Origin of the sequence: Enterobacter cloacae complex sp. 397G4 (assembly GCF_050031515.1) — a bacterium.
In the GTDB taxonomy this organism is placed as follows: Bacteria; Pseudomonadota; Gammaproteobacteria; order Enterobacterales; family Enterobacteriaceae; genus Enterobacter; species Enterobacter hormaechei_C.
Map to the genome: position 1 here is coordinate 339,743 of NZ_JBLGWE010000001.1, position 23,646 is coordinate 363,388.

Annotated in this window: 21 protein-coding genes; 10 read left to right on the forward strand and 11 right to left on the reverse strand. The window is 56.2% G+C overall.

Features of this window, described 5'->3' with window-relative positions:
* Positions 1 to 282, reverse strand: coding sequence for a YjcB family protein (locus tag ACQG1Y_RS01630; protein WP_003860282.1), 282 nt, complete (start codon positions 280 to 282; stop codon positions 1 to 3).
* A gap of 443 nt (positions 283 to 725) precedes the next feature.
* Between ACQG1Y_RS01630 and ACQG1Y_RS01635 the strand changes: the two genes are divergently transcribed.
* A complete protein-coding gene (locus ACQG1Y_RS01635) occupies positions 726 to 2,126 on the forward strand; it encodes a diguanylate cyclase (protein WP_368740772.1) in 1,401 nt (466 codons plus the stop codon).
* Positions 2,127 to 2,391: 265 nt separating this feature from the next.
* On the forward strand, positions 2,392 to 3,957 hold the full coding sequence (locus tag ACQG1Y_RS01640; RefSeq protein WP_015570189.1) for an EAL domain-containing protein: 1,566 nt from the start codon (positions 2,392 to 2,394) through the stop codon (positions 3,955 to 3,957).
* 6 nt (positions 3,958 to 3,963) lie between these two features.
* On the opposite strand, the gene soxS is transcribed toward ACQG1Y_RS01640, so the two are convergent.
* Positions 3,964 to 4,290: a superoxide response transcriptional regulator SoxS gene (gene soxS, locus ACQG1Y_RS01645; RefSeq protein ID WP_003860277.1), complete on the reverse strand. Its 327-nt coding sequence runs from the start codon at positions 4,288 to 4,290 to the stop codon at positions 3,964 to 3,966.
* A 98-nt stretch (positions 4,291 to 4,388) separates the two neighbouring features.
* On the opposite strand from soxS, the gene soxR reads away from it, so the two are divergent.
* The 4 genes from soxR (at position 4,389) to ACQG1Y_RS01665 (ending at position 9,321) form a co-directional block, all read left to right on the forward strand.
* Complete coding sequence (gene soxR / locus ACQG1Y_RS01650; RefSeq protein WP_003860275.1) at positions 4,389 to 4,847, forward strand: redox-sensitive transcriptional activator SoxR; 459 nt, start codon at positions 4,389 to 4,391, stop codon at positions 4,845 to 4,847.
* A 356-nt stretch (positions 4,848 to 5,203) separates the two neighbouring features.
* Positions 5,204 to 5,875 carry a glutathione S-transferase family protein gene (locus tag ACQG1Y_RS01655; protein ID WP_017694715.1) on the forward strand — a complete coding sequence of 224 codons (672 nt, stop codon included), beginning with the start codon at positions 5,204 to 5,206 and terminating at the stop codon, positions 5,873 to 5,875.
* Between the two features lie 297 nt (positions 5,876 to 6,172).
* Entirely contained in the window at positions 6,173 to 7,522 is a 1,350-nt protein-coding gene (ghxP, locus tag ACQG1Y_RS01660; RefSeq protein ID WP_006810466.1) for a guanine/hypoxanthine transporter GhxP, read from the forward strand.
* A gap of 152 nt (positions 7,523 to 7,674) precedes the next feature.
* Positions 7,675 to 9,321 carry a Na+/H+ antiporter gene (locus ACQG1Y_RS01665; protein ID WP_003860270.1) on the forward strand — a complete coding sequence of 549 codons (1,647 nt, stop codon included), beginning with the start codon at positions 7,675 to 7,677 and terminating at the stop codon, positions 9,319 to 9,321.
* A gap of 75 nt (positions 9,322 to 9,396) precedes the next feature.
* Here ACQG1Y_RS01665 and ACQG1Y_RS01670 read toward each other — a convergent pair whose 3' ends face one another.
* Entirely contained in the window at positions 9,397 to 10,284 is an 888-nt protein-coding gene (locus ACQG1Y_RS01670; RefSeq protein WP_047734698.1) for a LysR family transcriptional regulator, read from the reverse strand.
* 102 nt (positions 10,285 to 10,386) lie between these two features.
* Here ACQG1Y_RS01670 and ACQG1Y_RS01675 point away from each other — a divergent pair, with 102 nt between their 5' ends.
* Positions 10,387 to 10,797 carry a CidA/LrgA family protein gene (locus ACQG1Y_RS01675; RefSeq protein ID WP_032668810.1) on the forward strand — a complete coding sequence of 137 codons (411 nt, stop codon included), beginning with the start codon at positions 10,387 to 10,389 and terminating at the stop codon, positions 10,795 to 10,797.
* Positions 10,790 to 11,479, forward strand: coding sequence for an LrgB family protein (locus ACQG1Y_RS01680; RefSeq protein WP_015570195.1), 690 nt, complete (start codon positions 10,790 to 10,792; stop codon positions 11,477 to 11,479). Before ACQG1Y_RS01675 ends, ACQG1Y_RS01680 begins: the two co-directional genes overlap by 8 nt.
* A gap of 33 nt (positions 11,480 to 11,512) precedes the next feature.
* Here the strand turns inward: ACQG1Y_RS01680 and actP are convergent, their stop codons facing one another.
* From actP to acs, 3 genes are all read right to left on the reverse strand, one after another.
* A complete protein-coding gene (actP, locus tag ACQG1Y_RS01685; RefSeq protein WP_017382634.1) occupies positions 11,513 to 13,162 on the reverse strand; it encodes a cation/acetate symporter ActP in 1,650 nt (549 codons plus the stop codon).
* The gene (locus ACQG1Y_RS01690) at positions 13,159 to 13,473 is read right to left on the reverse strand and encodes a DUF485 domain-containing protein (protein WP_017382635.1); all 315 of its coding nucleotides are present in this window, start codon (positions 13,471 to 13,473) and stop codon (positions 13,159 to 13,161) included. The genes actP and ACQG1Y_RS01690 overlap by 4 nt, the downstream gene beginning before the upstream one ends.
* 128 nt (positions 13,474 to 13,601) lie before the next feature.
* Positions 13,602 to 15,560 carry an acetate--CoA ligase gene (gene acs / locus ACQG1Y_RS01695; RefSeq protein ID WP_045907627.1) on the reverse strand — a complete coding sequence of 653 codons (1,959 nt, stop codon included), beginning with the start codon at positions 15,558 to 15,560 and terminating at the stop codon, positions 13,602 to 13,604.
* Between the two features lie 423 nt (positions 15,561 to 15,983).
* Here acs and gltP point away from each other — a divergent pair, with 423 nt between their 5' ends.
* Positions 15,984 to 17,297, forward strand: a complete 1,314-nt coding sequence (gltP, locus tag ACQG1Y_RS01700) for a glutamate/aspartate:proton symporter GltP (RefSeq protein WP_015570199.1) — start codon at positions 15,984 to 15,986, stop codon at positions 17,295 to 17,297.
* A gap of 80 nt (positions 17,298 to 17,377) precedes the next feature.
* Here the strand turns inward: gltP and ACQG1Y_RS01705 are convergent, their stop codons facing one another.
* The 3 genes from ACQG1Y_RS01705 to fdhF all read right to left on the reverse strand — a co-directional run bounded on the left by ACQG1Y_RS01705 (position 17,378) and on the right by fdhF (position 20,796).
* Positions 17,378 to 18,052, reverse strand: coding sequence for a tetratricopeptide repeat protein (locus ACQG1Y_RS01705; RefSeq protein ID WP_015570200.1), 675 nt, complete (start codon positions 18,050 to 18,052; stop codon positions 17,378 to 17,380).
* 121 nt (positions 18,053 to 18,173) lie between these two features.
* Entirely contained in the window at positions 18,174 to 18,326 is a 153-nt protein-coding gene (locus ACQG1Y_RS01710; protein ID WP_042719158.1) for a Hok/Gef family protein, read from the reverse strand.
* A gap of 322 nt (positions 18,327 to 18,648) precedes the next feature.
* Positions 18,649 to 20,796 carry a formate dehydrogenase subunit alpha gene (fdhF, locus tag ACQG1Y_RS01715; protein ID WP_080024796.1) on the reverse strand — a complete coding sequence of 716 codons (2,148 nt, stop codon included), beginning with the start codon at positions 20,794 to 20,796 and terminating at the stop codon, positions 18,649 to 18,651.
* A gap of 256 nt (positions 20,797 to 21,052) precedes the next feature.
* Here fdhF and ACQG1Y_RS01720 point away from each other — a divergent pair, with 256 nt between their 5' ends.
* Positions 21,053 to 21,784 (forward strand): response regulator, encoded by a 732-nt coding sequence (locus tag ACQG1Y_RS01720; protein WP_032104458.1) that lies wholly within the window; start codon positions 21,053 to 21,055, stop codon positions 21,782 to 21,784.
* Here ACQG1Y_RS01720 and ACQG1Y_RS01725 read toward each other — a convergent pair.
* Positions 21,766 to 22,785 carry a carbohydrate kinase family protein gene (locus ACQG1Y_RS01725; protein ID WP_023295771.1) on the reverse strand — a complete coding sequence of 340 codons (1,020 nt, stop codon included), beginning with the start codon at positions 22,783 to 22,785 and terminating at the stop codon, positions 21,766 to 21,768. The two genes, ACQG1Y_RS01720 and ACQG1Y_RS01725, sit on opposite strands and share 19 nt — an antisense overlap.
* Complete coding sequence (locus tag ACQG1Y_RS01730) at positions 22,785 to 23,645, reverse strand: ketose 1,6-bisphosphate aldolase (protein ID WP_047740967.1); 861 nt, start codon at positions 23,643 to 23,645, stop codon at positions 22,785 to 22,787. Before ACQG1Y_RS01730 ends, ACQG1Y_RS01725 begins: the two co-directional genes overlap by 1 nt.
* Position 23,646: the final 1 nt, after the last annotated feature.

Sequence of the window (23,646 nt, forward strand, 5' to 3'; positions counted from 1 at the left end):
TCAGGTAATCACCATCGGCCAGTCTGGCGGAGTGTGGCTCATGGCTTCAACCATCACCACTTTAATGTTTTCCCAGACGGCGGCAATGTCTACCAGCGTAATGCCAAGCAAACCTGTCGCGAACCAGCATGCGGCGCCCAACCCTAACAGGGTGCTAATCACAGCAAGACCTGCGTAGTCGGACTTTCGAAACTGAATGTTTAACGTGCTGGCCAGGAACATCAAAACCGCGCTCAACAACGGCCAGCGCAGGAGCACCATGCTGGTGGTAATGGTTGCCATAAAACCCATCCTCGACAAAACAGACGAACTGGAATGAAACAATGTTTCTCGTTACATAAGATGTGTGAACTATATCACATTTGCTGTTTTATTCGCCAGTATCCGCGTGAGGTAAAAGTGGGATTATTGCCGGGGAAAATATATCGTCGTCGCTCAGAGCGACGTCTGGTCGGAATTTTTATTTTTATTTCATCCAGATAGTAAAACCTTTGCAAAACGCCATCGGCTGTATAGCGTTTACAGCAGTATATCTATGGATTATGCTTGTGTGGAACAATAAATGTACCCGCAAAAATAATTCATCGCATTGAATTAATTGACTTTTTTGGATTTTGTATTCTTTGTTTTACACTCAGCATGCTCTTTGATTTCGTGGTCTTATTCTTTTATTCAGATATGAATTATTGCGGTTGCTCTCTCGATTAATGACCTGCGAAAAGATAATGAAAGAAAAAAGACGCGAGATTATTAACGACAGCATGCAGGCGCTGCATGCCCTGGCGAAGCTGATGCCGCAACTCAACGCGCAGTGTTCGCCAGTTGAAATGCTGGAAATTATCAACAGCGCACTGGGGGCAAATCTCTCATGGGTCAGTGTCGAATCCGCAGACGGGCCGCGCGTGGTTTGTGCCGGCGACGTGACGTGTCACGCCTTTAACGTGGCGGATTTTCTTGCCAGCACCCTGTTGCAGCGGCATCAGCGCGCCTGGCGGGTGATCTACTGGAAAGAGCATATTGGCCGGGCGGTATTTTCCCCTCAGCACCCAGGCTATGCGCGGCTGCAAAGCGGCGTGCTGTGTAAATTCTCAGCGCATGGCAGACAGTGCAGTGGTTATTTCTTTTTGGCTTTTAATGAAAAACTGACCTCGTTGCCGATATTGAAAAATATCGTGGTGGTATTGGTTGAGAAGCTAAAAGATTATTTTGATGACATCATCGTGCGGGAAAAAACGGCGCAGGAAATGCAGCGCGTCGTCACGCAATATAAAACCTTATTTGAGCGTACTCCGGTATTAATGAACGCCTTTGACAGGCATAACCGGTGTGTATTGTGGAATGCCGAATGCGAAAAAGTCTTTGGCTGGAGTATGACTGAAATCGGCGAGCATCCCGATCCGCTGGCCCTGTTTTACCCGGATCCTGAGGAGCGGCAGCGCGTGCAGGAGTCGGTTCGTTTCGCACCACTTAAGGATATGTACGAATGGCACCCGGTGCGTAAAGACGGGACGCAGTTAACCATTCTCTGGTCAAACATCCTTTTGCCGGATAACTCCATTCTCAACATTGGCCTGGATATCACCGAACGTAAAAAAGCAGAACAGCAGCTGACCGTCAAAGCCACCACGGACGATCTGACGGGCTGTCTGAATCGCTCGACAATCTTACAGCGTCTCAAAATAGCGCTGGCAGCCAGTTCGCCGCAGGATGTCAGTAGCCACTTCTGTCTCCTGATGTTCGATCTCGATTATTTCAAGCAGATCAACGATCGGTGGGGACATCAGGTTGGCGATGCGGCATTGATCCACTTTTGCGACCGTATTCGCGAGGTGAGCCCGGCCGGGTCGGCGCTGGGACGGGTAGGGGGCGAAGAGTTTGTTCTTCTGCTGGCGCACACGGATGGTATGGCCGCTACGTTGCTCTCTTCCCGGCTGCGTGCCGCGCTGATCTCAAAACCGCTGCGTGTGGGCGATAAAACGCTGGTACTCTCTTTCAGCGCCGGGGTGGTTGAAGTCTGTCAGGGGCAACGGGATACTTCTGCCATACTGATGCGTGCCGATAAGGCATTATATGACGCCAAGCGTACGGGAAGAGGAAAAACGGTCCTGGCGTCTGATTATTTATAAATCAGCATAAGAACAAAGAGCAGGCTATTTCAGCCAGCGAATTTTCCACACCTGTCGCGGGTAATTATTTTCCTTATCAGAAACGAAATGAATACTTTTAGTTTGGCTTACGGGAAAATATTATCGGCATCACGAATTTTAGGATTTTTAATACCAAAAGGCAGTTGCTAACTTCCCATGATTCATGCAACGTAATCACCTGTTTATCAAAGCAGCCGGTCTTCATTGCTACAGGCGTACAACATGCAGGGATACAGAGCGGGAAATGAATCGTAGCGCGCTGCGCAACATGCTCAAAGTGGTCGGGATTATCATGGTAGTTATGCTGCCGGTGATGCTTGCGCTATGGTTTGCCCAGCTTAGAGCCGTGTCGGAAATCAGCGCCCAGTTGCGCACGTTTGCTGAACTTGCTTTAAACAAAACTGAACGGGTTATTCAACAGGTTGATCTGGCCCGGGAAGACGCGGAAAAATATCAGGGAAAAGTGTGTACGCCGGAGCATCGTCAATATATGTTGAACGTTTCCCGCGGTCGTCTTTTTGTTGCCGATTTAATTTATGCTGAAGGCCAGTCGTTTCTCTGCTCGACCCTTTTTACGCCGGATCATCCTTACACCATTCCCGCTGCCAATTACACACGTAAACCCGACGTTGCTATCTATTATTTTCGCGATACGCCATTTTTTGATGGTTATAAAATGATATATATGCAGCGCGGAAATTATGTCGCAGTGGTCAACCCGCTTTCGTACAGTGAGGTGATGTCAGACGATCGTTCCCTGTCGTGGGGGGTGTATGACACCGTCAGCAATGCATTCTTTTCTGTAAGCCAGAAAGCCAATATTTCTTTATTGCATTCGATGCTTCGACATCAGGAAACGACTTTTCAGAAAGGTGACCGTTTTTATACGATCGTGAAATCCGGGCAGCGGCCGATTGCGGCCATCGTTTCAACCTCCAGCGCCCGTTTTTATAAAACGCTTTATCATCAGGCTACCCTGACGCTACCGCTGGGGATAATTTGCAGCATTATTATTCTGCTGGTGTGGTCGCGTACACACCGTGAATTCAATTCGCCTGGCCGACTTCTGCACCGGGCGCTGAATAAACGCCAGCTGTGCGTCCATTATCAGCCCATTATTGATATTAAAAATAACCAGTGCGTGGGGGCAGAGGCGTTGTTGCGCTGGCCTGGATTCAACGGTCAGGTTATGAGCCCGGCGGAATTTATTCCCCTGGCAGAAAAAGAGGGGATGATTGAGCGCATTACGGATTACGTCGTGGAGGAGGTGTTCAGCGATCTGGGCCATTTTCTTGCCGCTCATCCCGATCTGTATGTCTCGATTAACCTGTCGGCGTCGGATTTTCACTCTTCGCGTCTTATCGCCCTGATCTCCGACAAAGCCCGCTTTTACTCGGTTCGCGCGCAGCAAATCAAAATTGAGGTGACGGAGCGGGGGTTTATTGACGTGCCGAAAACCACGCCGGTCATTCAGGCGTTTCGCCAGGCGGGGTATGAAGTGGCGATTGATGATTTCGGAACCGGCTACTCTAACCTGCATAACCTCTATTCGCTGAACGTCGATATCCTGAAAATCGACAAATCCTTTATCGATACCTTAACCACCAACAGCACCAGCCACCTGATTGCCGAGCACATCATTGAGATGGCGCAAAGCCTGCGGCTGAAAACCATTGCGGAAGGGGTCGAGACGGGGGAGCAGGTGAGCTGGTTGCTGAAGCGTGGCGTGCAGTATTGTCAGGGATGGCACTTCGCGAAAGCGATGCCGCCCCAGGCATTTATGGCCTGGCAGCAGCAACCCTTGCGTTAACACGCATTAATTGAGCTGATGACGGTAGTCGCTCGGTGTACGGTCAAACTCGCGGCGGAAGACGCGGGAAAAGGTCTGCTGCGACACATAGCCCAGATCCATTGCGATATCAAAAATGGGCCGCTGCGTGGAGCGTAACGCCTGCGCCGCCAGCAGGAGCCTGCGCTGGCGAATGTAATCACCCAGCGTTTGATGCATTACGGTGCGGAACATTCTCTGTAAATACCATTTCGAATAGCCCGACTTCTTAGCGACCACATCAATGTTCAACGGCTGGTCGATATGTTCATCAATCCATTCAATAAGTGTCTGAATAATTTGCTGATGCGACATAAGGTTACCCCTCTGTGGAGACATCTGTCCTGGTTGATTCGTCGTTTTCTCTGCGGGGGAGTATAATTCCTCAAGTTAACTTGAGGTAAAGAGGTTTTATGGAAAAGAGATTACCGCGCATCAAAGCGCTGTTAACCCCCGGTGAAGTGGCTAAGCGAAGCGGTGTGGCGGTGTCGGCACTCCACTTCTATGAAAGCAAAGGGTTAATAAAAAGTATCCGTAACGCCGGAAACCAGCGGCGCTACACCCGCGATGTGCTCCGCTACGTGGCGATCATCAAAATTGCGCAACGTATCGGCATTCCTCTGGCCACCATCGGTGACGCGTTCGGCGTATTGCCGGAAGGGCACTCGCTGAGCGCGAAGGAGTGGAAGCAGCTGTCGTCCCAGTGGCGAGAAGAGCTGGATCGTCGTATTCACACGCTGGTGGCCCTGCGCGATGAGCTGGACGGCTGCATTGGTTGCGGGTGTTTATCACGCAGCGATTGTCCGCTACGTAACCCGGGTGACAGGCTGGGCGAGCAGGGAACGGGGGCGCGGTTGCTGGAGGAGGATTGAGAGGTGTTTGCCGGATGGCGCTTCGCTTACCCGGCCTACGCTCTCGGTTTTGCAGGTCGGGTAAGGCGCAGCCGCCACCCGGCAACAAGCATAAAGAACTAAAGCGCCACTAAGGGCGCTTTAGTTTTTTCCGGTCTTTGTCTTTCTCTCTATCCCGCTGGCTCACGGGAGGGTTTCCCCCGACATCAGTACCCCTCGTGTCGAGCTTGTGGAGGAGGTTCCGGTTTGTACTGACACTTTAATTCTATGCCCGGCCGCCGTTTTTGCCACCGGAGACGGTGAGATTTTAGCCAAATTTTTTTCGTGAAGTTGTTCAGTTTTCTATAGTTAAAAAGTATGAATCACCGGAGAACATCATGCTAACGGTCCACCACCTTAATCAGTCTCGTTCACATCGCGTCCTCTGGGCGCTGGAAGAGCTGGGTCTGACGTATGAGATTGTGCGCTACCAGCGCGAGAAATCCATGCTTGCACCGGATTCGCTCAAAAAAGTGCATCCGCTGGGGAAATCCCCGGTACTGGAAGATAACGGACTGGTGCTGGCCGAATCAGGCGCGATTCTGGAATATCTTCAGGAAACGTACGATTCGGCGTCACGATTCAAACCGTTAGATCCCGCCCATAAAGTGCAGTATCGCTTCTGGCTGCATTACGCCGAAGGGTCTTTGATGCCGCTACTGTTAATGAAGCTGGTGTTTAACAGCCTCGGCAAACCACCCGTCCCGTTTGGCCTGCGCACGCTGGGTAAGGCGCTGGGGCAGGGGGTGCAAAAAGCGTATCTCAACCGCCAGCTGGAAACGCATGCGCGCTTTATTAACGATCATCTTGCCGAAAACAGCTGGTTTGCCGGCGACACGCTGACCATGGCTGATATCCAGATGAGTTTTCCCCTCTTCGCCCTGCTGGCGAGAGGCGGCATTGACAATCTCGACCACATAGCGGCGTGGAAACAGAGAGTGGAGGCACGTCCGGGCTGGCAGACAACGCTTGCGAAAGGCGGCCCGCTGACAATCCCCGGCGAGGGATGAAATGTAACGAAATTGCGCATGGACGATAACGTTTGCGCATCCTCTGCTTAATTCTTCATCGTCATGAGGCAATTTTAGCGAAAAACGAGAAAGTTCAGTTGAAAAGGGCGGGTATTAGGCTAGATAATCGTTTGCCTACATTTGACCACCCGTTTTGTAAGCGCGGAGCTAAACGTTTGCTTTTTTTGTGACGCCCCTTTCGTCGCAAACGCAGCACAAGGATTTGACGTTTCGCTGGCAGTGGAGTCTCCACCACGCTTACGGACTTTCAATAAAAATTTTCAGGGGATGTTTTCTATGTCTACGCCATCTGCGCGTACCGGCGGTTCACTTGACGCCATGTTTAAAATCTCTGCTCGCGGCAGCACCGTGCGCCAGGAAGTTGTTGCCGGTCTGACCACGTTTCTGGCGATGGTGTACTCCGTCATCGTGGTGCCAGGCATGCTCGGCAAAGCGGGCTTCCCGCCAGCGGCGGTCTTCGTTGCCACCTGCCTGGTTGCGGGTGTGGGTTCGATTGTGATGGGCCTGTGGGCGAACCTGCCGCTGGCGATCGGGTGCGCCATCTCCCTGACCGCGTTTACCGCCTTCAGCCTGGTGCTGGGCCAGCATATCAGCGTCCCGGTAGCGCTCGGCGCCGTGTTCCTGATGGGGGTGCTGTTCACCGTAATTTCAGCAACCGGTATTCGTAGCTGGATTTTGCGCAACCTGCCGCAGGGCGTGGCGCACGGCACCGGCATCGGTATTGGCCTGTTCCTGCTGCTGATCGCTGCCAACGGCGTGGGTCTGGTCATCAAGAACCCGCTGGACGGCCTGCCGGTTGCGCTGGGTAACTTCGCGAGCTTCCCGGTGATCATGTCGCTGGTGGGTCTGGCGGTGATCATTGGCCTGGAAAAACTGAAAGTGCCGGGCGGCATTCTGCTGACCATTATCGGCGTGTCCATCGTCGGCCTGATCTTCGACCCGACCGTTCATTTCTCCGGGATTTTCGCCATGCCGTCGCTGAGCGATGACAAAGGTAACTCCCTGATTGGCAGCCTGGATATTGTGGGCGCGCTGAACCCGGTGATCCTGCCAAGCGTGCTGGCGCTGGTAATGACCGCGGTGTTTGATGCCACGGGCACCATCCGCGCGGTGGCCGGTCAGGCTAACCTGCTGGATAAAGACGGACAGATTATTGACGGCGGCAAAGCGCTGACCACCGACTCCCTGAGCAGCGTTTTCTCTGGCCTGGTAGGTGCGGCGCCTGCGGCGGTGTACATTGAGTCCGCAGCGGGTACGGCGGCAGGCGGTAAAACCGGCCTGACGGCCATCACCGTTGGCGTGCTGTTCCTGCTGATCCTGTTCCTCTCTCCGCTCTCTTATCTGGTGCCGGCTTACGCGACCGCACCTGCGCTGATGTACGTCGGCCTGCTGATGCTGAGCAACGTGGCGAAAATCGACTTCGCGGATTTTGTTGATGCTATGTCCGGCCTGATCACTGCGGTATTCATCGTGCTGACCTGTAACATCGTGACCGGCATTATGATCGGCTTCGCCTCGCTGGTGATTGGGCGTCTGGTCTCCGGTGAGTGGCGTAAGCTGAACATCGGTACCGTGGTCATCGCCGTTGCGCTGGTGGCGTTCTACGCGGGCGGCTGGGCCATCTGAATTGACTTTTTATGCGAAAACGGGTGGCTCAGGCCGCCCGTTTTTATTTTCAGGACTCATCCTGTTGCCTTTTACGTTACTCTGGAGAGGATAGAATAAGAGGCACGACGCCTCAGGTTTGGCATATAAGAAACACAGCAAACAGGGAACGCATGGAAATTTTCTTCACAATACTCATCATGACCCTTGTGGTCTCATTATCCGGGGTGGTTACACGCGTACTGCCCTTCCAGGTCCCCCTGCCTTTAATGCAAATAGCTATCGGTGCGCTGCTGGCGTGGCCGACGTTCGGTCTGCACGTGGAGTTCGATCCGGAACTGTTCCTCGTGCTGTTTATCCCGCCGCTACTGTTTGCCGATGGCTGGAAAACGCCGACGCGCGAATTTCTGGAGCACGGGCGAGAGATCTTCGGCCTGGCGCTGGCGCTGGTGGTGGTCACCGTGGTCGGGATTGGTTTTCTGATCTACTGGGCCGTACCGGGGATCCCGCTCATACCCGCCTTTGCGCTGGCCGCCGTGCTGTCGCCTACCGACGCCGTGGCGCTGTCCGGCATTGTGGGCGAAGGGCGCATTCCAAAGAAAATCATGGGCATTTTGCAGGGCGAGGCGCTGATGAACGACGCTTCTGGCCTGGTCGCCCTCAAGTTTGCCGTGGCGGTTGCCATGGGCACCATGGTCTTTACCGTCGGCGGCGCGACCCTGGAATTCTTCAAGGTGGCGATTGGCGGTATCCTCGCGGGCTTCGTAGTGAGCTGGCTGTACGGACGCTCGCTGCGCTTCCTTAGCCGCTGGGGTGGTGATGAACCGGCGACGCAGATCGTCCTGCTGTTCCTGCTGCCGTTCGCCTCTTACCTGATTGCCGAACACATCGGCGTGTCGGGCATTCTGGCGGCGGTAGCCGCGGGGATGACCATCACCCGCTCCGGCGTTATGCGGCGCGCGCCGCTGGCGATGCGCCTGCGCGCGAATAGTACCTGGGCCATGCTCGAGTTTGTGTTTAACGGCATGGTGTTCCTGCTGTTGGGTCTGCAACTGCCGGGCATTATGGAATCCTCGCTGATTGCGGCTGAAGCGGATCCAAACGTTGAAGTCTGGATGCTGTTTACCGATATCGTGCTCATCTACCTTGCGCTGATGCTGGTGCGTTTCGGCTGGCTGTGGACGATGAAGAAATTCAGCGTGCGCTTCCTGACCAAAAAGCCGATGGAGTTTGGCTCGTGGACCACGCGCGAGCTGCTGATTGCCTCTTTCGCGGGCGTGCGCGGGGCGATCACCCTTGCTGGTGTGCTCTCCATTCCTCTGCTGCTGCCGACGGGTGACGTCTTCCCGGCGCGCTACGAGCTGGTGTTCCTGGCGGCGGGGGTGATCCTCTTCTCCCTGTTTGTCGGCGTGATTATGCTGCCGATTCTGCTGCAACATATTGACGCGGGGGACTCCTCGCAACAGCACAAAGAAGAGCGGATTGCCCGTGCGGCGACGGCGGAAGTGGCGATTGTCGCCATCGAGAAGATGGAGGAGCGTCTGGCCGCCGATGCCGAAGAGAACATTGATAACCAGCTGCTGAAGGAAGTCAGTTCACGCGTGATCGGTAATTTGCGTCGCCGTGCTGACGGACGTAACGACGTGGAAAGTTCGTTGCAGGAAGAGAACCTCGAACGCCGTTTCCGCCTGGCGGCGCTGCGCTCCGAGCGTGCCGAGCTGTATCACCTGCGCGCCACGCGGCAGATCAGCAACGAGACGCTGCAAAAGCTGCTGCACGATCTGGATCTGCTGGAAGCGTTGTTGATTGAGAATCAGTAGCGCTGTAATTGCCCGGTGGCGCTGCGCTTACCGGGCCTACGTGCTCGATCGGTACCCTCTCCCTGTGGGAGAGGGTTAGGGTGAGGGTACCCAAAACCCCTCACAGCATTGCAACCACGCCTGCGCGCTGTGCGACAGATAGACCCCTTCACGCCAGATCATCCCCAGCTGCCAGTGCAGGTCGCTCTCCAGCGGGATCCAGCGCAGCGTATTTTTATCCAGCCGCTCGCAGATCGGCTGCGGCAGAATGGCAATCCCCACGCCCGCCTGTACCATCGCCGCCAGAAAATCCCACTGGCCGCTGCGCACCGCAATGCGCGGCTTCACGTTATGCTGGTTAAACAGCGCCATCAGCTGGCGGCTTAAGGCGAAATCTTCGTTGTAAATCAGCAGCGGGTGCTCGCCGAGCAGCTCGGGCTTTACCGAGTCTATCTTCAGCCATTCACCGGAGCGGGGAACCAGCACGCACAGCGGGTGGCTAAAGAGCGGCAGCGTCGCCAGTCCGCTCTCCTCCTCAACGGGAAGGGCCGTCATGGCCACGTCCAGTTCACCGTTCATCACCGCCTGCTGCACGGTCAGGCCGCCAAATTCAGCAATTTTCAGCTCAACGCCGGGATAGCGCTGACGAAACAGGCTTATCGGGCCGGCCATCATCATGCCGACCATCGGCGGAATACCGAGCCGCAGCAGCCCTTTTGTCAGATGGTTGATGTCCCCAAGCTCGGCCTCCAGCTGGCGGAACTCCGCCAGAATTGCCAGCCCGCGCTCGAACACCACGCGACCGGTATCGGTCAGCAGCAGCTTGCGCCCGTCGCGGATCAGCAGGGTACAGTTCAGCTCATCTTCGAGGTTTTTCAGCATCTTGCTGATGGTTGGCTGGGTTACGAATAACTTCTCCGCTGCGCGGGTAAAACTTTGCTGGCGAACCACCTCGACAAAATAGCGCAGCGTTCTTATGTCCATGATTATTCCTCGAAACTATACCTTCGATGATTTTAATTCATTTCAGTCGATACCGTACGCTCACTATACTGGCGCCTCGTCTCATTTCTGAGGAAAACCCCCATGGCCGTGGCGTTAAGCCGTGTTACGCCTGCCGTTGTTCAACGACTCCAGGTACCGGTTCAGGTACTGCTTTACGCGGGACTGTTTGTTTTCGCGGAATATCTTGTCGACTGGCTGCATCTGCCTTTACCCGCCAACCTGGTGGGGATGGTGCTGTTGCTGACGCTGATCCTCTGTCGCGCGTTGCCCCTTAGCTGGGTGCGGGCCGGCGCACGCTGGCTGCTGGCGGAGATGCTGCTGTTCTTTGTGCCGGCCGTGGTGGCGGTGGTGAACTATGCCCAGCTGCTGATGGTCGACGGCTGGCGCATCTTTGCGGTTATCGCCCTGAGCACGCTGATGGTGCTGGGCGCCACCGCCTGGGTGGTGGATAAAGTGTATCGCTTTGAAATCAGCAGGCAGACGCATGACTAACTTTCAGATAAGCGTGCTGTGCCTGATTGCGACAGTCGTCATCTACTTTGCCAACAAGCGCCTGTATCGCCGCTTTCGCGCGCTGCCGCTGATGCCGCTGGTCTTTACGCCGATCCTGCTGGTGCTGATGCTGGTCTTCGGCCATATCTCCTGGCAGAACTACATTGGCGAATCCCACTGGCTACTGTGGCTGCTCGGCCCGGCGACCATCGCCTTCGCCGTACCCGTTTATGACAACCTCGCCATTATCAGACGCCACTGGATGTCACTCAGCGCGGGCGTCGTCACCGCGACGGTGGTGGCGGTGTGCAGCTCGGTCTGGCTGGCGCGGCTGTTTACCCTGTCGGATGAAATCCAGCGCAGCCTGGCGGTGCGTTCGGTGACCACGCCGTTTGCGCTGGCAGCCGCCAAACCGCTCGGCGGCCAGCCGGATCTGGTGGCGCTGTTTGTGGTGGTGACGGGCGTCTTCGGCATGGCAGTGGGGGATGTGCTGTTTCTGCGGCTTTCCATTCGCGAAGGGATGGCGAAAGGCGCGGGGTTTGGCGCGGCGTCGCACGGGGCGGGGACGGCACGTTCGTATGAGCTGGGACAGCAGGAGGGCGTTGTCGCGAGCCTGGTGATGATGCTTTCGGGCGTCACGATGGTGCTGATTGCGCCGCTGGTGGCGTGGGTGATGTTTTAAGCTCCCCGGCCAGAGCGACCGGGGAGAAAAGGCTTAGTGCGCGCGGCCCTGCTCAACGCCCAGGCCGGTTTGCGAGCGGATAAACTGGGCGCGGAATTTTTCACGCTCCAGGTTACCCTCCGGTGAATTATCGGTGGCAGAGAAGATCCAGATCCCGATAAACGCCACGGCAATGGAGAACAGCGCCGGGTATTCATACGGGAAGATAGCGCTTTCGTGACCGAGGATCTGCACCCAGATGGTCGGGCCGAGGATCATCAGAATCACCGCCGTCAGCAGGCCCAGCCAGCCGCCGATCATCGCCCCACGGGTGGTCAGTTTTGACCAGTACATGGAGAGCAGAATGATCGGGAAGTTACAGCTTGCCGCAATCGAGAAGGCCAGCCCGACCATAAAGGCGATGTTCTGTTTCTCGAACAAAATCCCCAGCAGGATGGCGACGACGCCCAGCACCAACACGGTGATTTTGGAGACCTTCAGCTCATCGCGCTCGCTTGCGCCTTTGCGGAAGACGTTGGCGTAGAGGTCATGCGAAACCGCCGACGCGCCGGCCAGCGTCAGCCCTGCAACCACCGCGAGGATGGTGGCAAAGGCCACGGCAGAGATAAAGCCGAGGAACAGGTTGCCGCCCACCGCGTCGGCCAGATGCACCGCCGCCATGTTGTTACCGCCGATAAGCGCGCCCGCCGCGTCTTTAAACGCCGGGTTTGCCCCCACCAGCATGATTGCGCCGAAGCCGATGATAAAGGTCAGAATGTAGAAGTAGCCCATAAACCCGGTGGCGTAGAACACGCTTTTACGCGCTTCACGCGCATCTGACACCGTGAAGAAACGCATCAGGATATGCGGCAGGCCAGCGGTACCGAACATCAGGCCGAGACCGAGCGAGAGCGCGGATATCGGATCTTTCACCAGCCCGCCCGGGCTCATGATCGCTTCCCCTTTCGGGTGGACCGCCATCGCTTCGGTAAACAGATTATTGAAGCTGAACCCGACGTGCTTCATCACCATAAAGGCCATAAAGCTGGCGCCGAACAGCAGCAGTACCGCTTTGATGATCTGTACCCAGGTGGTGGCCAGCATGCCGCCGAACAGGACGTACATCACCATCAGCACGCCTACCAGCACCACCGCGACGTGGTAGTTCAGGCCGAACAGCAGCTCGATCAGTTTGCCCGCGCCCACCATCTGGGCGATCAGATAGAGCGCCACCACCACCAGCGAACCGCAGGCGGAGAGGGTACGAATCGGCCCCTGCTTCAGGCGATAGGAGGCGACGTCAGCAAAGGTATAGCGTCCCAGGTTGCGCAGGCGCTCGGCAATCAGGAACAGAATGATTGGCCAGCCCACCAGGAACCCGAGGGAGTAGATCAGGCCGTCATACCCGGAGGTGTACACCAGCGCGGAGATCCCGAGGAACGAGGCGGCGGACATAAAGTCCCCCGCGATCGCCAGCCCGTTCTGGAAGCCGGTAATATTGCCGCCCGCGGTGTAGTAATCGTTACGGGAGCGTACGCGTTTCGACGCCCAGTAGGTGATGTACAGCGTCAGCACCACGAAAATCAGGAACATGATAATCGCCTGCCAGTTGGTTGGCTGGCGCTGAACCTCGCCGGTAAGGGCATCTGCCGCATGGGCAGCAAAGGGAAGTGTGGCGGCTAGCGCCGTCAGGACTCGCTTCATGATGCTTTTACCTCGCGCAGAACTTCTCTGTTAAGACGATCGAATTCACCGTTCGCACGCCAGACGTACACACCCGTGAGCACAAACGAAATGATGATCACGCCAATCCCAATCGGAATACCGCGCGTGACGCTGGTACCCTCATGCAGCGGGGTGCCCAGCCAGTGCGGCGCAAAGGCGATCAGCAGAATAAAGCCGACGTAGATAATCAGCATGATGATGGAAAGGATGAAGGCAAACCGTTGCCGTTTTTCGACGAGCTCCCTGTAGTGCGCACTATTCTCTATCTGCTGACAAATATCGTTATTCATCACAGAGTCTCCAGAAGTAAGGTTGGTTTGTTTTTATCCCCTCTCCCCTGTGGGGAGAGGGTGAGAGGAGGAAGGTGCGGTCTGATGCCCTCACCCCGGCCCTCTCCCACGGGGAGAGGGAGAAAACACTAGGAAGGCATTGCGATGGCCTGCTTCTCTTCGAGCAGTTTGTCCACCACGCCAGGATCGGCCAGCGTTGAGGTATCACCGAGGTTACTGGTGTCGCCCGCCGCGATTTTGCGCAGGATACGGCGCATAATCTTGCCGGAACGGGTTTTCGGCAGCGAGTCGGTCCAGTGCAGCACGTCCGGCGTGGCAAGCGGGCCGATCTCTTTACGCACCCAGTTGCGCACCTCGGTATACAGCTCTGGCGACGGCTCTTCGCCGTGGTTCAGGGTGACGTAGGCGTAGATCGCCTGGCCTTTGATGTTGTGAGGAATGCCGACAACCGCCGCTTCGGCAATTTTCGGATGCGACACCAGCGCAGACTCAATCTCCGCCGTGCCCAGACGGTGGCCGGAGACGTTCAGCACGTCGTCCACGCGTCCGGTGATCCAGTAATAACCGTCTTCATCCCGGCGCGCGCCGTCGCCGCTGAAGTACATGTTTTTGAAGGTCGAGAAGTAGGTCTGCTCGAAGCGCTCATGGTCGCCGAACAGGGTACGCGCCTGGCCAGGCCAGGAATCGACGATCACCAGGTTGCCTTCGGTAGCGCCTTCCTGCGGATTGCCTTCGTTATCCACCAGCGCAGGCTGCACGCCGAAGAACGGACGGGTGGCCGAACCGGCTTTCAGCTGCGTGGCACCCGGCATCGGGGTGATCATGAAGCCGCCGGTTTCGGTCTGCCACCAGGTATCCATCACCGGGCACTTCTCGTTGCCGATCTTCTTCCAGTACCACTCCCAGGCTTCGGGGTTGATCGGCTCGCCCACGGAGCCGAGGATACGCAGGGAAGAGCGGTCGGTCCCTTCGATGGCTTTATCTCCTTCTGCCATCAGCGCGCGGATCGCCGTTGGCGCGGTGTAGAGAATGTTGACCTGATGCTTATCAACCACCTGGCACATACGCGCCGGGGTCGGCCAGTTCGGTACGCCTTCAAACATCAGCGTCGTTGCGCCGCAGGCCAGCGGGCCGTACAGCAGGTAGCTATGACCGGTCACCCAGCCCACGTCGGCGGTACACCAGTAGATGTCGCCCGGATGGTAGTCGAAAACGTATTTAAAGGTGGTGGCCGCGTAAACCAGATAGCCGCCGGTGGTATGCAGCACGCCTTTCGGCTTACCGGTGGAGCCGGAGGTATACAGGATAAACAGCGGATCTTCCGCGTTCATCTCTTCAGGCTGATGCTGGTCGCTGGCGTTTTCAATCAGATCGCTCCACCACAGGTCGCGCCCCTCGTGCCAGTCGATTTTGCCGCCCGTGCGTTTGAAGACAATGACGTTACTGATGGATTTCACGTTCGGGTTTTTCAGCGCTTCATCAACGTTTTTCTTCAGCGGAATACCGCGCCCGGCGCGCACGCCCTCGTCAGCGGTGATCACCAGCTTCGAATTCGAGTCGACAATACGCCCGGCAACCGCCTCCGGCGAGAAACCGCCGAAGATAACGGAGTGGATCGCACCGATGCGCGCGCAGGCCAGCATAGCCACGGCGGCTTCCGGCACCATTGGCATATAGATCGCCACCACATCGCCTTTTTTAATGCCCTGGGCCAGCAGCACGTTGGCAAAGCGGCACACGTCGCGATGAAGTTCGTTATAGGTGATATGTTTACTCTGAGAGGCATCGTCGCCTTCCCAGATGATGGCCGTTTCGTTGCCGCGTTCAGCAAGATGGCGGTCCAGGCAGTTCGCCGCCAGGTTCAGCGTGCCGTCTTCATACCATTTAATGGAGACGTTGCCCGGCGCGAAAGAGGTGTTCTTTACCTTCTGATAAGGTTTGATCCAGTCGAGGATGTGGCCCTGCTCACCCCAGAACGCGTCAGGGCTGGAAACGGACTGCTGGTATTTCTCCTGGTATTGCTCCGGGCTTATCAGGCAACGGTCCGCAATGTTTGCGGGAATGTCGTGTTTGTGTATTTGGCTCATGGCTTTTTTTCTCCTTGTAAGATGTTAATAATATGTCGCAAAAACGTTAATAGTAGGGGCTTTACAAGCTTTGTTTAGTATTTGGGCGACAGATCACGCAATGTCTGAAGAGTATGAAAATTGAGCGAATGAAACTTTGAAGGGAAATAATTCACCTGAAGAATTATTCACTTTTTTGAAGTGAAAATATTTTGTATAACAAATGGTTATTTATGCGAATTGCTATAAATTGCCGTCAATGACACTTTTTGCAGTGAAATGCCTTGTTCTTTAAGGCTTGCGCAGCATGCCGTGCAAATGATACTCATACGGCGCGTTAAAAAATCCCATAAACCAACGCAACACAATTCATACCCTTTCAGTATGTCTCCATATTCATGCAGTTTTGATGGTACGGAGATTTCATTGAGGAAGTCAGTTTCTATGAAAAATTTGAAAGTCAGCCTGGCCTGGCAGATCCTGCTGGCCCTTGTGCTGGGCATCTTGCTGGGCAGTTACCTCCATTATCATAGCGACAGCCGCGAGTGGCTGATTGCGAACCTTCTCTCCCCTGCGGGCGATATCTTTATTCATCTGATCAAGATGATTGTTGTGCCGATTGTGATCTCGACGCTGGTGGTCGGTATCGCGGGTGTCGGTGATGCGAAACAGTTAGGCCGCATCGGCGTTAAAACTATTCTCTATTTCGAAGTGATCACCACGGTTGCCATCGTTCTTGGCATCACCCTGGCGAATGTGTTCCAGCCTGGTGCCGGGATCGATATGTCACAGCTGGCGACGGTGGATATTTCGAAATACCAAAGCACAACCGCCGATGTGCAGAGCCATTCGCATGGACTGATGGGGACTATTCTCTCGCTGGTGCCGACCAACATTATCGCGTCCATGGCGAAGGGCGAGATGCTGCCGATCATCTTCTTCTCGGTACTCTTTGGTCTGGGGCTTTCTTCCCTGCCCGCGACGCACCGTGAACCGCTGGTCACCGTGTTCCGATCTGTCTCCGAAACCATGTTCAAAGTCACCCACATGGTGATGCGCTATGCGCCGGTCGGGGTATTCGCGCTGATTGCGGTGACCGTAGCGAACTTCGGCTTTGCCTCCCTGTGGCCGCTGGCGAAGCTGGTGATTCTGGTGCACTTCGCGATTCTGTTCTTCGCGCTGGTAGTGCTGGGCATTGTGGCGCGCCTGTGCGGGCTCAGCATCTGGATCCTGATCCGCATCCTGAAGGATGAGCTGATTCTGGCCTACTCCACGGCAAGCTCCGAGAGCGTGCTGCCGCGTATCATTGAGAAGATGGAGGCCTACGGTGCGCCGGCGTCCATTACCAGCTTCGTGGTGCCAACGGGCTACTCCTTTAACCTGGATGGTTCGACGCTGTATCAGAGTATTGCGGCAATCTTTATCGCGCAGCTGTACGGCATTGACCTGTCGCTGTGGCAGGAGATCGTGCTGGTTCTGACGCTGATGGTGACTTCAAAAGGCATCGCAGGCGTGCCGGGCGTCTCCTTCGTGGTGCTGCTGGCGACGCTGGGCAGCGTCGGTATTCCGCTGGAAGGCCTGGCGTTTATTGCCGGTGTGGACCGTATCCTCGACATGGCGCGTACTGCGCTGAACGTGGTGGGTAATGCGCTGGCGGTGCTGGTAATCTCCAAGTGGGAACACAAGTTCGACCGTAAAAAAGCGCTGGCGTATGAACGCGAGGTGCTGGGTCGTTTTGATAAAACGGCTGACCAGTAACATTCTAAGCCCGGTGGCGCTGCGCTTACCGGGCCTACGGGTTTTGTAGGCCGGGTAAGGCGAAGCCGCCACCCGGCACGTTACTCCCCGCTCAACGCATCAAACTCTTCACACCCGGTATCAAACCCTTCGGTACAGCTCAGGTTTAACCAGTAAAGCGCTTTCTGTTTATTCGGTGTGATAAAGCCTTTCTCACCCTGCCTGAACAGCATTCCTGCCCAGTACTCCGCATAGCCCGTCCGGGACAGAGCCGAACTCCGCTTGAACCACGACGCGGCCTGCACGTCATCCTGAGGGACTTCAACGCCGTTGGCATAGATCAGCCCCAGCAGCTGTTGCGCGTCTACCGCCGAGTCGCTATCGATGTCTTCGGTCGCCGATTGCAGCAGTGCGATGGCCTGCGGGTAGTCGGTTTTGCCCGCCTGCGTGTTCACCAGCACCCGCGCCAGCATGATCGCGCCGCGTTTGCTGCCCGCAATGTTTGCCTGCTGGGCCAGGGCTTTAGCCTGCGCATAGTCACCCTGCGAAAAGTGGATTTGCGACAGCAGCGCCATGGCGTCGACATCACCGCCTTTTGCCGCTTTTTCCGCCCACAGCGCCGCCTGCGCGCTGTCGCCGGAACTGAACCAGGTATCGGCAAGATAATACTGCGCGCGCGCATCGCCCGCTTCAGCCTGCTTTTTATACTGGCTGCCTATCTCATCGGCATGGGCAAACGCGGTTAAAAATAACAACATCAGAAAAAGGGTTTTCATGGATTCTTATCATCTGGGTACACGCCGCGCAGTATAATCGCGGCGACAGAAGAAAAAAACGGGTGCGTTAAGACCTCAGCATCCCACAAGCCGGGCGGAACACGCGTTCCGCCCGAAGAGGTTAGCCTGCGTTACAGGCTAATTTCGCCGCCACCTCCTGATGTTCACTCTTTATTGAAAACTCGCAGAGCCTGCCGCGAGTAATAAAGGTAAAGATCACTATCGTCAGGCAAATAATAAAGACGATGCCTAACGCAGTTTTTAATGGCGTCATGCCTTTTACTCCTTGTGTAAAAAAGAATAAGAGGCTACTCTCAACCTGTTGGTAGTTGAGGGAGTAGCCTCGGGTAAATGAAAATTTCCCGGGGCTTCCTACTTTCTGTCCCTCAACAATGCTCAAGACAGAAAGTCTTAAGCACCCGCCGCACATCTTATCCCTCTGAATTAAAATGCAAAGATGTAATTCTTTTTCGCACGAATTACATTATTTCTGCGAGCCGCTTTCCAGAATAACAATTGATATTTTTAATGTGTTAAGCGGAAATAAAAAGGGAGTGAATATCTCACTCCCTTTATTCATCGATTAATTAACGGCATCAACCCATTGCGCTTTCACGCAGGCGGGCTTTCAGCTTGTTATATTCGTCGATCACATACTGTTCCGCAGCGTGTTGATCCGCTATTGGCTCCACGTTTACGGCGCAGTATTTATACTCCGGCGTTTTGGTTATCGGGCTTAAGTTCTCCGTCACCAGCTCGTTACAGGCGCCAATCCACCACTGGTAGGTCATATAGACTGCCCCTTTGTTCGGACGGTCGCTGACCTGCGCGCGGGTAATGATGCGGCCCTTACGCGAGTTCACCCACACCAGCGCTTCATCTTCAATACCGAGCCGTTCGGCATCGGCGGTGTTGATCTGCGCGTAGCCCGGTTCATCCGCCAGCGCCGCCAGCGCGGCGCAGTTGCCGGTCATGGAGCGGCAGGAGTAGTGGCCCACTTCACGCACGGTGGAGAGCACCATCGGATACTCGTCGGTGAGCTTATCGATCGGCGCGACCCAGTCGCAGGTGAAGAACTGCGCCAGCCCGTTCGGGGTGTCGAACTTCTCTTTAAAGAGGTATGACGTCCCCTGATCGGATTCTGACTCATCCCGGCACGGCCACTGGATGTAGCCCAGCTCACCCATTTTTTCATAGGTTGCCCCATAAAAGTCCGGACACAGATGCCGCAACTCGTCCCAGATCTCCTGGGTGTTGTTGTAGTGCATCGGGTAGCCCATGCGGGTGGCGATTTCGCTGATGATCTGCCAGTCCGTTTTCAGATCCCACTTCGGCTCGACGGCCTTGAAGAAGCGCTGGAAGCCGCGGTCTGCCGCCGTATAGACACCTTCATGCTCGCCCCAGGAGGTCGACGGCAGAATCACATCCGCCGCCGCCGCGGTTTTGGTCATAAAGATATCCTGGACAATCACCAGCTCCAGATCCTCAAAGCCTTTGCGCACTGCGGACAGTTCGGCGTCGGTCTGGAGCGGATCTTCACCCATGATGTAGGCCGCACGTACTTCACCGTGCGCCGCGCGGTGCGGCAGCTCGCTGATGCGGTATCCGGTGTGTGCCGGCAGACTTTCCACGCCCCAGGCCTTCGCAAACTTCTCGCGGTTTTCCGGGAACTTCACGTACTGGTAGCCCGGATAGGTGTCCGGCAGCGCGCCCATATCACACGCACCCTGCACGTTATTCTGACCACGCACCGGGTTCACGCCCACATGCGCTTTACCCAGATTGCCGGTCAGCATGGCGAGGCTGGTGAGCGAGCGCACGGTTTCCACACCCTGGTAGAACTGGGTCACGCCCATGCCCCACAGAATGGCGGCGGTTTTCGCTCCGGCGTACATCCGCGCCGCCTGGCGGATCTCCTGCGCGCTGACGCCGGTTATCGCCTCTACTGACTCCGGCGTATAGCCTTCGACAATCTTGCGATACTCTTCAAACCCTTCCGTACGGCTCGCGACAAACGCCTGGTCGTAGAGGTTCTCCTCAATAATGACGTGCCCCATCGCATTCAACAGCGCGATGTTCGAGCCGTTTTTCAGTGCGATGTGCATATCCGCAATGCGCGCGGTTTCGATTTTGCGCGGATCGCAGACGATAATTTTCGCCCCGTTCTGTTTGGCGCGAATGACGTGATTCGCGACGATAGGGTGAGAATCCGCCGGGTTATAGCCGAAGATGAACACCAGATCGGTGTTATCTATCTCATTGATGGCATTACTCATTGCGCCGTTACCGACCGACTGGTGCAGACCTGCAACCGATGGGCCGTGTCAGACGCGAGCGCAGCAGTCGACGTTATTGGTACCAATAACGGCGCGCGCGAATTTTTGCATCACATAGTTGGTTTCATTCCCGGTTCCGCGTGAGGAGCCGGTGGTCTGAATCGCATCCGGGCCATACTTGGCCTTGATGGCGCTGAGGCGCGTGGCGACGTAATCCAGCGCTTCATTCCAGGAGACGGCTTCCAGCTTGCCGCCGCGCTCGCGGCGGATCATAGGGGTTTTCAGGCGCGGCGTGAGGATTTGGGTATCGTTAATAAAATCCCAGCCGTAGTACCCTTTCAGGCACAGCGTGCCCTGATTGGTTTTACCCTGCGCCGCTTCCGCCCGGACGATTTTGCCGTTATCGACCACCAGGTGGATCTTGCAACCTGAGGCACAATAAGGGCAAACCGTGACGACTTTTTTCATCACTTTGCTCCAGTTAAACAGTTCTTACCTGCCCAATATGCAGCTTCTATGCCATGTTTTTACTATGGGTATTTCCTGACTTTACGACCCTTTGCGGGGCAAAACCCTGACGAAAAACAGCCAATCGTCAAAATTGACGTGTCGAAAGGGCAGGGGATGTGACATGGATTGAATTTCCGTCACGTAAAAAACAATTCGGCTGGAGCCAGCGGCAGAATGGTTCAGACTTAACATAATTCCCTGACGGAAGCATGCGATGAAACCGGCGATTCTGGTGGTTGATGATGATGTCGCAGTCTGCGAACTGCTACAGGATGTGCTCAGCGAGCACGTCTTTACCGTGCTGACGTGTCACACCGGTCAGGACGCGGTGAACCGTGTCCAGCAGGACCCTGGCATTGCGCTGGTTCTGCTGGACATGATGCTGCCGGATATCAACGGATTACAGGTTTTGCTGCAACTGCAAAAGCAGCGACCATCGCTACCGGTGGTGATGCTGACGGGGCTGGGAAGTGAATCAGATGTGGTCGTCGGGCTGGAAATGGGCGCCGATGATTACATCGGAAAACCGTTCAATCCGCGCGTGGTGGTCGCCCGCGTTAAGGCGGTGCTGCGTCGAACCGGCGCGCTGGACGCGGAGCCTGCCGCGCCGCGCGTTGAAGGTATTGCCTTTAACGGCTGGACGCTGGACACCACCCGCTGCGAGCTGAGCGATCCGCAGCGTAATACCGTGCCGTTAACCCAGGGCGAATACGGTCTGCTGCTGGCATTAACGCAAAACGCCCGCCGGGTACTGAGTCGTGAACAGCTGCTGGAGCTGACCCACAGCGAAAGCGCCGAGGTCTTTGACCGCACTATCGACGTGTTGATCATGCGGCTACGGCGAAAAATTGAGGTCAATCCGCACCAGCCTTTGCTGATCAAAACCATTCGCGGTCTGGGCTATGTTTTTGCCACGGACGTTTCCCATCATGAGAAAGCCGCCTGACCGTTCTCCTGAATAAACGCCTGAAGCTCGGCCAGCGTTTTCGCGCCGTCAATCGCATTGGCCGCCAGCAGGCTGGCCCGCGCGCAGGCGTGCGCCAGATAAATACTCTCGGTAAGCGACAGCGATTCATGGCAACCGTATAAAAAGCCTGCGCAAAACGCGTCGCCCGCACCGACGCTGCCGATAATCTCGTCCTGCGTCAGCTTCCACGACGGAACCCATTGCCCTTTTTCACCCGGCGCTTCACCCCATGCCCCTTCCGGACAGTGGATCACCACCCGCTGCCGCACGCCTGCCGCCAGCAGCTGTGCGGCAGCGTCGGCGATATGGACCATGTTCAGCGCACCATGACCGTCGCGGATCTCAAGCCCGCTAAACTCACCGGCTTCCAGCTCGTTAATCACCAGATAATCAAGATGACGCAGGGCAGGGAGCACCAGCGGCTGATAGCGCGGATCGCCCTTGCGGGAGACCAGATCGAGCGAGGTTTCATACCCCTGATCGCGCATCTGTGCCAGTAACCGCGCGCTGCGGGTGCCAAACTCCTCGTCCGGCATGTCCAGGCTGTCGAGCAGCAGCAGATAGCCGAGATGGAAGATCTTCAGCGATCCGTCTAAACGATCGAAGGCGGGAAGATCCAGCAGGCGGTTGGCGCCCGGCGAGTGAAAAAAGGTGCGCTGTCCGCTGGGGTCGGTCATCACCTGCGACATCGACGTTGGGGCGAACGTTGTACGCTGCACGCGCTGGCGATTGACGTGATACTGGTCGAGCATCGCCAGAATATAGTCTCCGTCGCTGTCTTCCCCAATCAGCCCCACCGCCTGTAACGGCAGGCCGACGTGCATTTTCGCCAGCGTCAGCAGAACGTTGAGCGGCGCACCGCCGGTCGAGCGCTCACTGTGGGTGATTTCCGCCAGCCAGCCGCGCTCCGGCCACTGTACGATCTGGTGGACGTGATCCACCAGCATGTTGCCTGCGGCGATAATCCCTTTGCGTTCCATTATGCCTGCCCCGCGCTGCCGAAGATGCGCATCTGCTCCGCGACCGTATCGGTAATGGCCTCTTCAATGCCCAGCAGCAGTTCGGCAAACTCATCGTACAGCGGCTGGCGGTTCGCCATGCGCTGCTCAACGGCGGCGAGCGCGGCCTGCGACATGCCGGTATAAAAATTGATTTTATGAATGCCGAGCTCGATAGCGCGGCGGAAGTCGGCATCGCTAATCCCGGAGCCGCCGTGTAAAACCAGCGGCAGCCCCGTCTGCTGGCGAATGGCGTCCAGACGCGTGAAATCAAGCTTCGGCTCGCCCTTGTATTTCCCGTGCGCGTTGCCAATGGCGACCGCCAGCGCGTCGATACCGGTTAAATCGACAAATTCGCGCGCCAGCTGCGGGTCGGTAAAGAACGCTTCATCGGCATGCCCATACAGCGCGCCGCCTTCATCTCCGCCGACTGCGCCCAGCTCCGCCTCCACCGAGACGCCCACCGCGTGGCACATCTTCACCACTTCCCGGGTCTGGCGGATATTTTCTTCATAGCTCAGCGTCGAGCCGTCGAACATCACCGAGCTGAACCCTAAGCGCAGGGTGCGCACGACGGCCTCAAAATGCAGCCCGTGGTCGAGGTTCAGCACCACGGGAATATCGTGACGGGCGGCTTCGAACTTCACCGCTTCGACAAGCGACTCCAGAGACACGTACTTAAAATGCACTTCCGCGATGTTGATGATAAACGGCGAGCGTTCCTGCTTCGCGGCGGCAAACAGCGCGCGCAGAAAATGGGAGTCGAGAACGTTGAACGCGCCCAGGGCGTAGCGGTGTTCTCTGGCGTGTGCCAGACCGTCGGCAAGAGAAATCAATGGCATC

Coding starts and splice junctions, on each gene's coding strand:
- ACQG1Y_RS01630 (WP_003860282.1), bottom strand. CDS start 282: ATGGCAACCATTACCACCAGCATGGTGCTCCTGCGCTGGCCGTTGTTG.
- ACQG1Y_RS01635 (WP_368740772.1), top strand. CDS start 726: ATGAAAGAAAAAAGACGCGAGATTATTAACGACAGCATGCAGGCGCTG.
- ACQG1Y_RS01640 (WP_015570189.1), top strand. CDS start 2,392: ATGAATCGTAGCGCGCTGCGCAACATGCTCAAAGTGGTCGGGATTATC.
- soxS (WP_003860277.1), bottom strand. CDS start 4,290: ATGTCGCATCAGCAAATTATTCAGACACTTATTGAATGGATTGATGAA.
- soxR (WP_003860275.1), top strand. CDS start 4,389: ATGGAAAAGAGATTACCGCGCATCAAAGCGCTGTTAACCCCCGGTGAA.
- ACQG1Y_RS01655 (WP_017694715.1), top strand. CDS start 5,204: ATGCTAACGGTCCACCACCTTAATCAGTCTCGTTCACATCGCGTCCTC.
- ghxP (WP_006810466.1), top strand. CDS start 6,173: ATGTCTACGCCATCTGCGCGTACCGGCGGTTCACTTGACGCCATGTTT.
- ACQG1Y_RS01665 (WP_003860270.1), top strand. CDS start 7,675: ATGGAAATTTTCTTCACAATACTCATCATGACCCTTGTGGTCTCATTA.
- ACQG1Y_RS01670 (WP_047734698.1), bottom strand. CDS start 10,284: ATGGACATAAGAACGCTGCGCTATTTTGTCGAGGTGGTTCGCCAGCAA.
- ACQG1Y_RS01675 (WP_032668810.1), top strand. CDS start 10,387: ATGGCCGTGGCGTTAAGCCGTGTTACGCCTGCCGTTGTTCAACGACTC.
- ACQG1Y_RS01680 (WP_015570195.1), top strand. CDS start 10,790: ATGACTAACTTTCAGATAAGCGTGCTGTGCCTGATTGCGACAGTCGTC.
- actP (WP_017382634.1), bottom strand. CDS start 13,162: ATGAAGCGAGTCCTGACGGCGCTAGCCGCCACACTTCCCTTTGCTGCC.
- ACQG1Y_RS01690 (WP_017382635.1), bottom strand. CDS start 13,473: ATGAATAACGATATTTGTCAGCAGATAGAGAATAGTGCGCACTACAGG.
- acs (WP_045907627.1), bottom strand. CDS start 15,560: ATGAGCCAAATACACAAACACGACATTCCCGCAAACATTGCGGACCGT.
- gltP (WP_015570199.1), top strand. CDS start 15,984: ATGAAAAATTTGAAAGTCAGCCTGGCCTGGCAGATCCTGCTGGCCCTT.
- ACQG1Y_RS01705 (WP_015570200.1), bottom strand. CDS start 18,052: ATGAAAACCCTTTTTCTGATGTTGTTATTTTTAACCGCGTTTGCCCAT.
- ACQG1Y_RS01710 (WP_042719158.1), bottom strand. CDS start 18,326: ATGACGCCATTAAAAACTGCGTTAGGCATCGTCTTTATTATTTGCCTG.
- ACQG1Y_RS01720 (WP_032104458.1), top strand. CDS start 21,053: ATGAAACCGGCGATTCTGGTGGTTGATGATGATGTCGCAGTCTGCGAA.
- ACQG1Y_RS01725 (WP_023295771.1), bottom strand. CDS start 22,785: ATGGAACGCAAAGGGATTATCGCCGCAGGCAACATGCTGGTGGATCAC.
- ACQG1Y_RS01730 (WP_047740967.1), bottom strand. CDS start 23,645: ATGCCATTGATTTCTCTTGCCGACGGTCTGGCACACGCCAGAGAACAC.